Origin of the sequence: Marivivens donghaensis (assembly GCF_011806565.1) — a bacterium.
GTDB lineage: Bacteria > Pseudomonadota > Alphaproteobacteria > Rhodobacterales > Rhodobacteraceae > Marivivens > Marivivens donghaensis_A.
In genome coordinates this window covers 184,718-196,651 of sequence record NZ_JAATOP010000004.1, presented here as the reverse complement: position 1 = coordinate 196,651, position 11,934 = coordinate 184,718, and the positions used below count along the sequence as shown (strand labels likewise).

Below are 11,934 nucleotides of genomic sequence, written 5' to 3'. Positions count from 1 at the left end.
GCTCAGGCGCGCAGGTGGCCTTGGCCGCTTGCGATGAGACCGTCGTCGATTTCCATCAGGTCGACCAGCAGTTCGGCCTGATCCATCGGCAGGATGCGGTAGCTCTGATCGCGTCCGAACAGCTCGTCCATCATGTCACGGCTCTTACGGCAGAGGCACAGGGTGTTGCCGTTGGTGAACAGGATCTGGTCACGCGCGCAGGAGAGTGAAATAACCTCCACGCGCGGGCTCGGTTTGACGCGAGCGATCTTGCGCAGACCTTCGAGCGAGGCAGCAGGAACGAGAGCGAAGGGATCGCCGTATACTTCCTCTGCAGCATCGCTTTCGATCATCACCGCCTGATTGGGCAGCAGCATCATGTCTTTGAGGTTCGAAAGCGCGCCTGTCGGCACGTGGATCGGCCAGTACTCGATCTGGTCGTGGCTCTCGTGAGTGTAAATGTAGTGGCGGCGGATATCGACGATCCGCTGCGCACCGCCGTCGAAGGTCATCACCTCGTCTCCCACCGAGAGTGCTTCGACAAAGCGCCAGCCGTTAGGCGTAGCGATAGTGGAGCCGGTCATAAATCCATGACCGATCTCCGGGAGGGTAAGGGATTGACCATTGACGTTGGCGGCGATGCCCCACGTCTCGTCATTCCAGGCGAACATCTGAATTGTCCTTAAATGTGAATCAAATTTGGTTAATCCCAGTTGACCTTCTCAGTAGGTCAGCAATTCAGCGCAAATCGGGCAGTTTCAGGGCAATGGTTTCTATTGTTGCACAGAGCACCGCTCACATAGACTGATTGAGCGCGATCACGCACCAAGCACGTCAAAGCTGTAGCTGAACTTTTGAGCATCTGCCGCACAGATTCGCGCTACGATGGCAGCGGTGTCGTCCGAATAATACGGCCGCCAGTCGCGGTTGCGCTCGGAGGAGTTGGCCACGGGCATGTCCGGAACAAAGCCCAGATGAGCCGCCAGAGGCGCCATATCCTCGGCGAGGTTTTCCAGCCTCAGATAGGCCGAACACCGCTCGCACCCCGCCGCATCGGTCAGGTATTTTCCGTAGGGATTGGCCGCGATGGAAGCTTGGATTTCGGGCCTGTGAAGGAACGCTTCGAAGTTCACTGCCTTCGCCGCAATGACCGCAGGATGGTCGAACGACTGCTCCCGCAGCCAGTGGTAATAACTCACCAGCCTGTCCCACGGATTGCGCACGAGGGTAAAAATGAACATCCCGTCCATCTCTTCCGGCGTCACCACCCCGTCGATATCCGCCAGCGTGGAGTGCTTCCACAGCCGCCCCGCAGGCTTCAGATCCTTCACCCTGCGTTTGCGATTTTGTGCTTTCGGCGTGTCACCGATCAGGATGTCGTCCGCCTTGGCCCGCTGCTCCAACGCAAGAGCCATCGCGGTGCCGCCCGTCTTGGGAATGTGGACAAAGATGTAGCGGCGCCCGCGCGAGATAATCATACCGCATTGCTATCCGATCAGCCGAACCATGCGCAATCGTGCATGCGTCCGCCCGACGCGGCATCGCGCGCAAAACATTAGTAGCTTTCAGTGCCGCGTTGCGGCAACATCGTTGCGACGGCGTGGGAGGATGCCGTTTGTTATCATTCTAGTACGGGAGAGCAGACATGGGCTGGATGGCCGATGAAACAGGTTTGGACAAACGTGAAGCGAACTATGTGCCGCTCACGCCTCTCAGCCATCTGACCCGCGCCAAGCGGGTGTTTCCTGACCGCGACGCGCTTGTCTACGGCCATCATCGCTACACCTACGCCCAGATGCATGAACGGGTCACGCGCCTTGCCTCCGCGCTGGTGAAGGCTGGCATCAAACCGGGTGATGTGGTCGCCACCATCCTGCCGAACGTCCCCGCCCACGTCGAAGCGACATGGGCCGTGCCCGCAACGGGCGGCGTGCTCAACACGATCAACATCCGCCTCGACGTGGACACCATCGCCTACATCTTCGACCATGGCGAAGCGAAGATCATCCTGTGCGACAGCCAGTTCATTCCGGTCTGCATGGAAGCCATCGACCGCATGGAGGGCCCCGCCCCGCTCGTGATCGAAGTGCCAGATGACGTCGCGGGCGTGCCGCACCTCGGCAACCAGATGGACTACGAGGATTTCCTGAAAACCGGCGATCTCGACTTCCAGTGGATCATGCCCGAGGACGAATGGGAGAGCATCGCGCTCAACTACACCTCCGGCACCACGGGCCGCCCCAAGGGCGTGGTCTACCACCACCGCGGCGCATACCTCATCACGATGGCCACGCCGATTTCGTGGCGCATGACGCTTTACCCGCGCTACCTGACCATCGTGCCGCTGTTCCACTGCAACAACTGGTGCCACGTCTGGATGATCCCAGCGCTCGGCGGTGCGGTCGTCTGCTGTCGCGACGTGACGGCCAAGGCGATCTACAACGCCATCGCCGATGAGGGCGTCACCCACTTCGGCGGCGCGCCCATCGTTCTGAACCTGATCGTCAACGCGAAGGCAGAGGACCGCCGCGAATTCGACCACACGGTCGAGGTGTTCACCGCAGGCGCACCGCCCGCTGCCGCAACGCTCGCCGCTGTCGGAAAACTCGGGTTCAATATCACGCAGGTCTACGGCCTGACCGAAACCTACGGCCCCGCCACCGAATGCACATGGGACCCCGCATGGGAGGCCCTGCCAGCCGACGAACAAGCCGCGATCAAGGCCCGTCAGGGTGTCTCCATGCCGATGAACGAACACATCACCGTGGTCGATGAAAACGTGCAGCAGATCCCGATGGACGCCACCACGCAGGGCGAGATCGTGATGCGCGGCAACTCGGTGATGAAGGGCTACTACAAGAACCCCGAAGCGACCGAGAAAGCCTTCCGCGGCGGGTACTTCCATTCCGAAGACCTCGCAATCCAGCACCCCAACGGCTACATGCAGATCGCTGACCGCGCCAAAGACATCATCATCTCGGGCGGCGAGAATATCTCTTCGGTCGAAGTCGAAGGCGCGCTGATGCACCATCCCGCCGTCAACCTTTGCGCCGTGGTCGCAATGCCTGATGAAAAGTGGGGCGAAGTGCCCTGCGCCTTCGTCGAACTCAAAGAAGGTGCCGAGGCGACCGATGCCGACCTCATCGCGCACGTCCGTTCCCGTCTGGCAGGCTTCAAGACCCCGAAAAAGGTGCTGTTCGAGGAACTTCCCAAGACCTCGACCGGCAAAATCCAGAAGTTCGAACTGCGCGCCAAGGCTCGCGCAATGGTAGAGTCTGCTTAAACTGCCCTTGACCCACCCCCTTGTTGGATGCACTTCAAAGGGGTGGGACAAAAATAACAAAGCAGATGACCGCACTTACACGCTACGCACGACTTGAAAGCACCGGATACTGGCGCCCGTCGAAGGACGACGCGCCATTCGAGGTCGTTGTATCGTTCGGTGATGCGTCGCTGATCATCCGCGACACCAGCGGTCAGCCCCTCACCCACTGGTCCCTGCCCGCCACGATGCGCCTGAACGGCACCGAGATGCCTGCGCTCTACTCGCCCGATAGCGATGCCTTTGAAGTGCTGGAGATCGAGGATGAAACGATGGTCGAGGCGATCGAGACCGTCCGCGACAGCATCGCCCGCCGCCGTCCGACGAATGCTCCGCGCCGTAAGGGCTGGATCAGGGGTATCCTTCTGCTGGCCATCGTCGCGGGCGCGTTCACTGTGCCTCCGCTGCTCCGCCACCAAGCGGTCGAGGCCGTTCCAATGGCCAAGCGCGAGGAAATCGGCGCAACGATCCTCGGCCATCTTCAGCGGGTCTCTGGCACTGCGTGCCGCAACCCGCGCGGCCTGCTTTCGCTGAACCGCCTGAAGTCACGCGCCCTTCCGAACAATTCCGACGCGCAGGTCGTGATCCTGCCCGAAGAGGTACCTGCCGTCCTCGCCCTGCCTGGTAACATCACCGTTCTGAACCGTTCGCTGGTTGAAAACCACGAGGATCCCGCCGTTGCCGCCGGCTACCTGATCGCCGCGGAGCGCATCCGCGCAGAGAATGACCCGCTGGCCGAAGTGCTCAGCCACATCGGCCTGTTCGAGACGTTCCACCTGCTCACCACGGGCGAGATCGACAGCAACGCGCTGCGTGAATACGCGCTGTCGATGACGAACGAAGACCTGCCCCAGCCCTCGCTGAACCAGATGCTCGCGGCGTTCGAAAATGCCCAGATCTCGACCAAGCCCTACGCTTACGCAGTGGACGAGACCGGCAACACGACCGCCAACTTGATCGCTGCCGATCCGGTAAATGCCGCGCAAGCGCCGCTCATCCTGTCGGATGGCGACTGGGTTGCGCTCCAGAATATCTGTGGTCGGTAATCAGCCGCGCGTAAACGCGTCGGCGTAGCCAGCCGCGCGAACCGATTGAAGCGCACCGCGCAGCGCGGCGGCGTTGCTGAACGGACCTGCTGCGACGACGGTCATATTCTGACCATTGGAACGCACCGTTCCGTTCGACACCGGATAGCCCATCGACTGAAGGCGCGCCATCGCAGCCTGTGCATTCGCTGACACCGCATAGGTGCCGACCTGCACAAAGCGGTGCGAGGTCGCAACAGCGGCAGCTGACGCGACCGGAGCCGTACGGGTCGAAATGACGACCTGCGCCGTTGCTGCCGGAATGCCGCGGTTCGGGTTCAAACGACCGTCATCCCAAGCTGTCTCGTAGCCCGCCGGATGGTCGCCCACGCGGTAGGTGCCAGAGGTCGGGTTGGATGCCGGAATGTCAGCGCCGAAAAGGCTGGAGGTCTTGTAGCCCAGCGAAGAGGCGCCCGACGGCGACACGGTCTGCGGACCGCAACGGACCGCCCCTGCCATGTAGCGCGAGCTCACATCGTCAAAGCCGCTGCACGACGAAGCCGAAGGCGCGGCTTGGGTCGGTGCGATCACGACGGGCGCGGTGACAGTCACGGTCGGGGCCACGGTCACGACAGGAGCCACCACGGTCGGCGCTACCGAGACCGTCGAAACGCTCGGCGGCGTACGGTTGAATTCGAGCACGGGATTGCTGGCGGGAACGGTCGCACCGCCTGCGCGGATCGGCTGGGTCTGCGGACCGCAGCGCACGGCGTAGCGCGAGTTCATATGCGCCGAGGTATCACAGCCGTTCGCCACGGGCGCAGGCGCAACGGTCGCAACCACAGGCGCAGGGCCGCAGTCCACGGGCTGGCCGGTTTCGGCGTTGAGGTACGACCGCTGGATACCCGTGCGGCCCTCGCAAATCTCTGACAGGGTCATGCGCTGCGGCTCGGGCGCAGCCACGATCTGCGGGGTCACAGACGGCACATTGATCGACACTGCGACGGGCGGAGTAGCCGGACGCGTGGTCATCGACGCAACCGTGCGGATCGGATCACCGACCGAGGTCGACGCCGTCCGGACTGGCGCGGGTGCCTGAACCTGGACCGGTGCGGGCGGCGCGGCTGGCGTATCGAGGTCAAGCGTCAGAACCTCGGCGCTCGCTGCCGCAGCCGCATTCGCCGCCTCGATCGAGCGCGTTGCGCCGCCGGTCGGCTGGAAACCACAAAGCTGTTGGCGATCGCGGGTCAGGCGCGGCACCCAGCTATAAGTGCCCGCCATGTTCGCGCGGATGAAGACGCAGCCCTTGCTATCGACATACTGGCTGCCGGAGTAGCTCGCCGCCGGAATTTCGGCGGGAACGGCCATGATGCTGCTTTGTGCAGATGCAGGCAGGACCTGCGATAGAACCGAAATGACCGCCGCCGCAACGAAGCGCGAGTTCAACATGCCCGTCTCCAAAATATCTCATGGAAACAATGTACGAGCGAGTAGACTCTGTAAAGAGTCTACGCCAAAGCCAGACCACGAAAGAGCGTGCGCAAGCGGCGTTTTTCGGTCATTTTCAGACTTCCGAATAAATACAAATCTTTTCAACAGGATATTAGTAGATTTCACTAGGGTCAGGATGCATTGATTTCAGTTGCGCTGCGCGATTCACGCCTCCGAAAACGGAGCGATGACATGAGCGATCTCTTCTGGCTGACCGACGCGCAGATGGCACGTCTGGCTCCCTTCTTTTCCAAGTCACACGGGAAGCCCCGGGTTGATGACAAGCGGGTGCTGAGCGGGATTATCTTCATCAATCGCCATGGCTTGCGTTGGCGTGACGCTCCTGCTGCATATGATCCTCACAAAACACTTTACAGCCGCTGGAAGCGTTGGAGCGAAAAGGGCATCTTCGCGCGGATGATGGCCGGACTGGCGGCGGAACACGGTGAGAAGACGACCGTGATGATCGATGCGACATACCTCAAGGCCCACCGAACGGCGACCAGCATGGCCGCAAAAAAGGGGGGCGTGGTCGCCTGATCGGTCGAACCAAAGGCGGCATGAACACCAAGTTGCACGCCATCTGTGACAGCCAGGGACGACCGATCGACCTGTTCGTCACCGCCGGACAGGTCAGTGATTACATCGGCGCACGGGCTCTGCTCAGTCGCCTACCAAACGTCAAATGGCTGCTCGGTGATCGCGGCTACGATGCCGACTGGTTTCGAGAAGCGTTGCAGGACAAGGGCATACGCGCCTGCATCCCCGGCCGGAAACAACGCAAGACGCCGGTCCAGTATGACAAACGGAGATACAAACGGCGCAACCGCATTGAGATCATGTTCGGCAGGCTCAAGGACTGGAGGCGCGTTGCCACCCGTTATGACCGCTGCCCAAAGGTCTTCCTCTCAGCCATCGCTCTCGCGGTTCTCGTCATCTATTGGCTATGAATCCTGACCCTAAAGCGTCAGCACAAAAACTTGAGGATGACCGCTGGCATCGGACGTGTAGACGACATGCTTTCCGTTTGGCGAGAAGCGGGGATGCGGGTGGGTATGCTGCGGTGCGTACACTTTTACCGGTCCGCTGTTGTAAGGGAAGGGATGCGCCCAGTGGGCGCCCTGCGAAGTCGCCTTGGGCTCGGTCAGGAAGCGTGGTGCTTCTGCGCCAGAGAGGTCTAGCAAATGCAACCCGCGATCAGGAAAGTTGGTGTCGCAGACCAATTGGGAGCCCGTCGCGTCTGGAGCGCCGTGCCAGACTGGGAAATCGGTGATCCCAGTCACGAGGCCGGTTTCCGGGTCGATCTCGCCCATCCCATTGGGCCAGTCCACGAAGAGAACCGTTCGGTGTCCCGGGCGCCAAACCTCGTGAGTGACCCACTGCATGGCGTGCTCGCGCTGATAGATGCGCCGGTTGTTGCCCGCTCGGTCCGTAACCCAGACCCGGTCCGTCATCGGTCCGGCATAAAGGAGCAGGTCTTCATCGTCGGGACAGAACTGCGGATGCCCGATCGTCGGGGCCTCGAGGAAAACATCGGCGGACTGAGCTTCGGTGTCGATCATCCAGAACCGGCTGACCGCGCCCGTCTTGACAGGCACCGCCCAATACCGGCCGCTGGCCGACAACGCAGTGGTGCCCATGGCCGCGCCAACCATGCCGGCTTCGCGCATTTCAGTGCTGTCAAAGCACGCAAGGCTCTCGACCGTTCCGTCTCGGGGCGAGACGCGTTTCCCTTCTTGCCCGGCGACGTAGTAGATCCAACGACCATCCTTGGAGGGGATCACTGACCATTCGGCCAGCGCGGGCTCGTCCGTCAACTGGGTCAGCTCGCCCCCTGGTTCCCGCTCAATGTAGATCTGAGGCTTGCCAGTGCGGTGCGAGATCAGAAGCAAGAAGGACATCGCCGCATCCCAGGCGTCCACGAAGAAAAACGGATGGTGGTGTATCGAGGGATGGTCCGTGACCTGCCGAAGGGTGGCCTCGGCATTTTGGTGGATGATCCGGCTTTCGGGTCTGATGGCAATATTGGTCACAATTACTCCGCCGGGGTGGTGAGGCGTTGCGGGCTACGGCGCGACAGCACTGCGTAGGCGATAGTAAGAGCCCAGCCCGCGACCAGCGCCGTCAGCCAGAGCGGCGAGCCAGAGGGCGCGATCACAGCGACAAGACCTGTGGCCCCGATCAGGCATCGCATCGGCCAGCCAAGCGGCTTGCCCGCCCATCCGCCAAAGGCCACGGCCCAGAGCGCGGTTGAAGCCAGGAGCGAAAGTGCGCTGAACACGATATGCGCCGCGCTGCCCTGTGCCAGAACGCCTGGGTCAAAGACAAAAGCGAAGGGCACGAAAAAGGCCACTAGCGATAAGCCAAAGGCGGAGAGGCTGGTCTTGACGGTCGAAGCCTGCCCAACCGCTGCAGCCGCAAACGATGCCAGCGCCACGGGCGGCGTCACCATCGACAGCACGCAGTAGTAGAAGATGAAGAAGTGCGCGGCCAGTGGCTCGATACCGAGTTCCTGGATTGCCGGCACGAATAGTACTGCACCGATGATATAGGCGGCGACCGTTGGTAGGCCCATGCCCATCACGATACAGCCTACCATGGCCAGCATCAGCGACAGGTATATCGACCCCTCGGACAGAGACAGCAGCGATCCCGCGAACTTCAACGCCAAGTTCGACTGCACCGCGACCGCGATGATCAACCCGATCGAGGCAATCGGCACCGCCACTTCTGCGGCCTGCTTGGGAGCGTCGCGCATGGCTTCGGTCACCTCTTTGACACCGATCCGCGTGGTCGGTCGCAGGAAGGGGACCACCAGGCACGACGCGGCGGCGATCACAGCGGAATAGGAGGCCGAGAAGCCGTTTACCAGTAAACCGATCAGCAAGATCGGCGGGATGATAAGGTGCAGACGGGGACCGATGGCTTCGGTCTCGGAGACTTCGGCGGCGCTCAGCGCCCGCACACCTTCACGCCGGGCCGACAGGTCGACTACTAGGATCAGCGCCAAGTAGAAGGCCAGCGCCGGGATCAGGCCGGCCAAGGCGATTTGCGCATAAGGCATGCCAAGCAGTTCGGCCATGACAAAGGCTGCTACACCCATGATAGGCGGCATCAGTTGCCCCCCGGTCGAGGCGATGGCTTCAATACCCGCGGCGCGATGTGGCGTCAGGCCAGTGCGTTTCATCAGCGGGATCGTGAAGACTCCAGTGGAGACAACATTGGCCACGGCCGAGCCCGAGATCGACCCCATCAGCGAGGACCCGATGATCGCAGCCTTAGCGGTTCCGCCAGTGGCGCGGCCAGCGGCGCGGATGGCGAGGTCGATGAACAGTTGACCGCCGCCGACCGCTGAATAGAAGGCCCCGAAGAGGATGAAATAAAAGACGAAGCTGACCGAGGTCGAGGTGGTGATGCCCAATACGCCAGCGGTGGTCATCGTGGTAATTTCGGTTGCGGCTTCGATCCCGAACCCGCGGAAGTTCAGCCATCCGGGCAGCGCGTTGCCCCAGAAGGCATATGCGATGAATGCCAGCAGCACCCAGACGAGGATCATACCGACCGCGCGGCGCGACCCTTCGAGCAGCAGAAACACCAGCAGCGCACCGAAGAAGATGTCGGTACCGAAGACCGGCGAGACGTTCTCCATACGTGTGGTCAGACGCTCGAACCCAGTGATGTAGTATCCCAGCACCGCAACGGCGCCCAAGATCAGCAGCCCGTCGATGGCAATGCGCAGGGCGCGGGGCAGCGCCTTGGACTTCAGCGGTTTGTAAAGAAACAGCAGCACCAGCGTGGCGGCCAGGTGGACGGGGCGTTCAAATAAGGGTTGCTGCGGTTCGAATAGCAGCCAGACCTGGAACGCGATCAGGATAATACCTATCGCGAAGGCGACGGTCCGGGCGGGACTCTGGGTCAGCAAGGCGCTCATGTTCTCCTCCAGTCAACACTTCGCGTTATTGGAAAAGGCATGGCCGGAGAGTGCCGGCCATGCCCTTTTGGCCTTACATAAGGCCTGCTTCACGGTAGTAGCGCAGCGCACCGGGATGCAGTTCGATCCCGACGTTTTCGGGTAGCATGGCCGTCTTCGGGTCAAAGCCCGACCAGGCGCCATGCGAGGCCTTGAGCTGTTCGGCGTTTTCGATGATGGCTTTGGTGATCTGATAGGCGGCTTCTTCGTCCATCGAAGCGCTCGCGATCAGGACCGTGCCCAAATTCGCACCGGCAGTGGCCTCAGACTGGCCCTTGTACCATTCGGGACCATAGCTACCGGGGGTCAGGCCATTCTGTTCCAGCACTTCCATGGCCGGGGCGGGCACGTCGAGGAAGACAACATCGGCGGTCAGAGCGACCTCGGTGATCGTCGGGTGACCCTTGATCATCGTATCGATGTAGATGTCGGCATTGCCGTTGCGCATCTGGTCCGCGATCTGGCCGGTGTCGACCTGGATGATATCACCGCCATTGGCTTTGATCTGATCCACCGAAGTACCGAGCCCCTCGAAGATCATCTGCGCGACCGGCACGGCCGAAGAGCCTACAGGCTTCATCAGTACGCGAACGGGCTCGCCCGAGGCCATGATCTCGGCCAAGTCGGTGGTGCCCAGCTGATCGGTGAAGGCCTTGCGCGCCATGGCGCCGACGTAGACGTCGTTCAGCCCGCCGACGAGGGCGCGGATGTCAGGAGCGCTCATGCCCTCATAAACGCCTTCGTTGCCTTCGCTGGCCCAGACAGCAGACGCCACGTTGGAGAGGGCGATTTCCGCCTTGCCGCCCTGAACGACCATTGGGTTGGCGATGCCGCCGCCACGCGCGATGACCTCGACCGAATTGTCGCCCAGGATGGGCTCAATGATTTGCTCGAGCGTGGCGGCAAAGACGTACCAGGACGACCCCTCGCGCATCGCGCCGATGCGAATGTCCTGAGCCGCGACAGACGTGGTTAGGACGGCGCCTGCAATGACGACAGTCGCGGCTTGGCGCAGACCGTTAAATTTAAAATTGAACATGGTTTCCTCCCTTGTTTTGGTGGCTGACCCCGGCAGGACCGGAGACAGCCTGCGTGGCTTATTCTGCGGCCATAGCCTGATCGACCCGGCCGATACCGGCGGCATCGAAGGCTGCTTCGATTTCACGCTCGGCGGCTTCGCCGAGGTCCTTCAGGGGTTCGCGGATCGTGGCGTGGTCCAGCAAGCCGCGATGACGCAGACCGATCTTCAGGGCAACGGTGCCTTCCATGTGCGAGCCGCGATGATACACGGTGCGGGTGACGGGCAGTAGCTGCTCGTGGATCTTGTGGGCACGGGGATAGTCTTGCGCCTTGCCGGCGGCAATCAGGTCGATCAGCAGTTCGGGCGCGATGTTGCCGTAGCCGACCAGCAGCCCGTCCACGTCGAACATCGTCGGCAGCAGCCACTCGTCGTGGCACGACAGGATCTGTAGGTCCGGCTGGGCTTTCTTCAGCGCAGGGATCTCGGTGTACCAGCGCTTCATGTTGCGCACGCCGTTCTTGGTGGCGACACAGCCCGGCTGCGCGGCGATTTCTAGCTGGGTGTCCAGATCGTAGGACGCCTTGGTCGCATCGGGGTACTGGAACAGGATAGTCTGCAGGCCGCCCTCTTCGTAGATCGCCTTGTAACGGTCCTGCGGCGCCCCTTTTTGGAAGCCGAAGCGCAGCCAGCCGTGGTTCGGGTAAACCAGAGCGCCGGTGGCGCCGGCATCTAGCGACCGCTTCGACTCTTCGGCGGCAACCTTGGTGCCTTCGCCAGTGATACCGGCAATGATCGGGATATCGACCGCATCCTTGTAGGCGCGGATCAGTTCGAGACGCTCGTCGGTGGTCAGGAAAGTGCCTTCACCGGCGTGGCCAAGGATGACCAGCGATTTCACCTCGTCAAAGCTAGCCAGCCATTTGGCAATGCGTACGTTCGCTTCGATGTCTAGCGAGCCGTCGCGGTTAAAGGCCGTCACGGGGGCCGGGTTCAGGCCACGAAGGTCCATGGGTTGCATGTCGGGATCTCCTCCAGATGCGTTTTATTATCCGTTCGACCCGCGCCTGTGTCCATTATGGGAACGATTGCGGGAACGTTCCCAGAAGTGCATTGCCAACGACCGCTG

The 11,934-nt window shown here is 61.6% G+C and carries 10 protein-coding genes; 3 read left to right on the top strand and 7 right to left on the bottom strand.

What is annotated here, in order from left to right; translation table 11 throughout:
• Positions 1–2: 2 nt before the first annotated feature.
• A complete protein-coding gene (locus tag HCZ30_RS07870; RefSeq protein ID WP_167637733.1) occupies positions 3–650 on the bottom strand; it encodes a Hint domain-containing protein in 648 nt (215 codons plus the stop codon).
• 147 nt (positions 651–797) lie between these two features.
• Positions 798–1,457, bottom strand: a complete 660-nt coding sequence (locus HCZ30_RS07865) for a sulfotransferase family 2 domain-containing protein (RefSeq protein ID WP_167637732.1) — start codon at positions 1,455–1,457, stop codon at positions 798–800.
• Between the two features lie 167 nt (positions 1,458–1,624).
• Here HCZ30_RS07865 and HCZ30_RS07860 point away from each other — a divergent pair, with 167 nt between their 5' ends.
• Together HCZ30_RS07860 and HCZ30_RS07855 are read left to right on the top strand one after the other, a co-directional pair.
• Positions 1,625–3,262: an AMP-binding protein gene (locus HCZ30_RS07860; protein WP_167637731.1), complete on the top strand. Its 1,638-nt coding sequence runs from the start codon at positions 1,625–1,627 to the stop codon at positions 3,260–3,262.
• A 65-nt stretch (positions 3,263–3,327) separates the two neighbouring features.
• Complete coding sequence (locus HCZ30_RS07855) at positions 3,328–4,347, top strand: hypothetical protein (RefSeq protein ID WP_167637730.1); 1,020 nt, start codon at positions 3,328–3,330, stop codon at positions 4,345–4,347.
• Here HCZ30_RS07855 and HCZ30_RS07850 read toward each other — a convergent pair whose 3' ends face one another.
• The gene (locus HCZ30_RS07850) at positions 4,348–5,775 is read right to left on the bottom strand and encodes an SPOR domain-containing protein (RefSeq protein WP_167637729.1); all 1,428 of its coding nucleotides are present in this window, start codon (positions 5,773–5,775) and stop codon (positions 4,348–4,350) included.
• 234 nt (positions 5,776–6,009) lie between these two features.
• On the opposite strand from HCZ30_RS07850, the gene HCZ30_RS07845 reads away from it, so the two are divergent.
• A protein-coding gene (locus HCZ30_RS07845; RefSeq protein ID WP_167637728.1) for an IS5 family transposase occupies positions 6,010–6,767 on the top strand; the annotation gives its coding sequence in 2 pieces (ribosomal slippage) (positions 6,010–6,331 and positions 6,331–6,767; 759 coding nt in all).
• Positions 6,768–6,776: 9 nt separating this feature from the next.
• Here the strand turns inward: HCZ30_RS07845 and HCZ30_RS16825 are convergent.
• From HCZ30_RS16825 to HCZ30_RS07825, 4 genes are all read right to left on the bottom strand, one after another.
• Positions 6,777–7,850 (bottom strand): oligogalacturonate lyase family protein, encoded by a 1,074-nt coding sequence (locus tag HCZ30_RS16825; protein WP_167637727.1) that lies wholly within the window; start codon positions 7,848–7,850, stop codon positions 6,777–6,779.
• 2 nt (positions 7,851–7,852) lie between these two features.
• Positions 7,853–9,748 carry a TRAP transporter permease gene (locus HCZ30_RS07835; RefSeq protein WP_167637726.1) on the bottom strand — a complete coding sequence of 632 codons (1,896 nt, stop codon included), beginning with the start codon at positions 9,746–9,748 and terminating at the stop codon, positions 7,853–7,855.
• Between the two features lie 73 nt (positions 9,749–9,821).
• Positions 9,822–10,826 (bottom strand): TAXI family TRAP transporter solute-binding subunit, encoded by a 1,005-nt coding sequence (locus tag HCZ30_RS07830; RefSeq protein ID WP_167637725.1) that lies wholly within the window; start codon positions 10,824–10,826, stop codon positions 9,822–9,824.
• A gap of 58 nt (positions 10,827–10,884) precedes the next feature.
• Positions 10,885–11,826, bottom strand: a complete 942-nt coding sequence (locus tag HCZ30_RS07825; RefSeq protein ID WP_167637724.1) for a dihydrodipicolinate synthase family protein — start codon at positions 11,824–11,826, stop codon at positions 10,885–10,887.
• Between the last annotated feature and the right edge of the window lie 108 nt (positions 11,827–11,934).

Coding starts and splice junctions, on each gene's coding strand:
- HCZ30_RS07830 (WP_167637725.1), bottom strand. CDS start 10,826: ATGTTCAATTTTAAATTTAACGGTCTGCGCCAAGCCGCGACTGTCGTC.
- HCZ30_RS07860 (WP_167637731.1), top strand. CDS start 1,625: ATGGGCTGGATGGCCGATGAAACAGGTTTGGACAAACGTGAAGCGAAC.
- HCZ30_RS07850 (WP_167637729.1), bottom strand. CDS start 5,775: ATGTTGAACTCGCGCTTCGTTGCGGCGGCGGTCATTTCGGTTCTATCG.
- HCZ30_RS07835 (WP_167637726.1), bottom strand. CDS start 9,748: ATGAGCGCCTTGCTGACCCAGAGTCCCGCCCGGACCGTCGCCTTCGCG.
- HCZ30_RS07825 (WP_167637724.1), bottom strand. CDS start 11,826: ATGCAACCCATGGACCTTCGTGGCCTGAACCCGGCCCCCGTGACGGCC.
- HCZ30_RS07865 (WP_167637732.1), bottom strand. CDS start 1,457: ATGATTATCTCGCGCGGGCGCCGCTACATCTTTGTCCACATTCCCAAG.
- HCZ30_RS07870 (WP_167637733.1), bottom strand. CDS start 650: ATGTTCGCCTGGAATGACGAGACGTGGGGCATCGCCGCCAACGTCAAT.
- HCZ30_RS07855 (WP_167637730.1), top strand. CDS start 3,328: ATGACCGCACTTACACGCTACGCACGACTTGAAAGCACCGGATACTGG.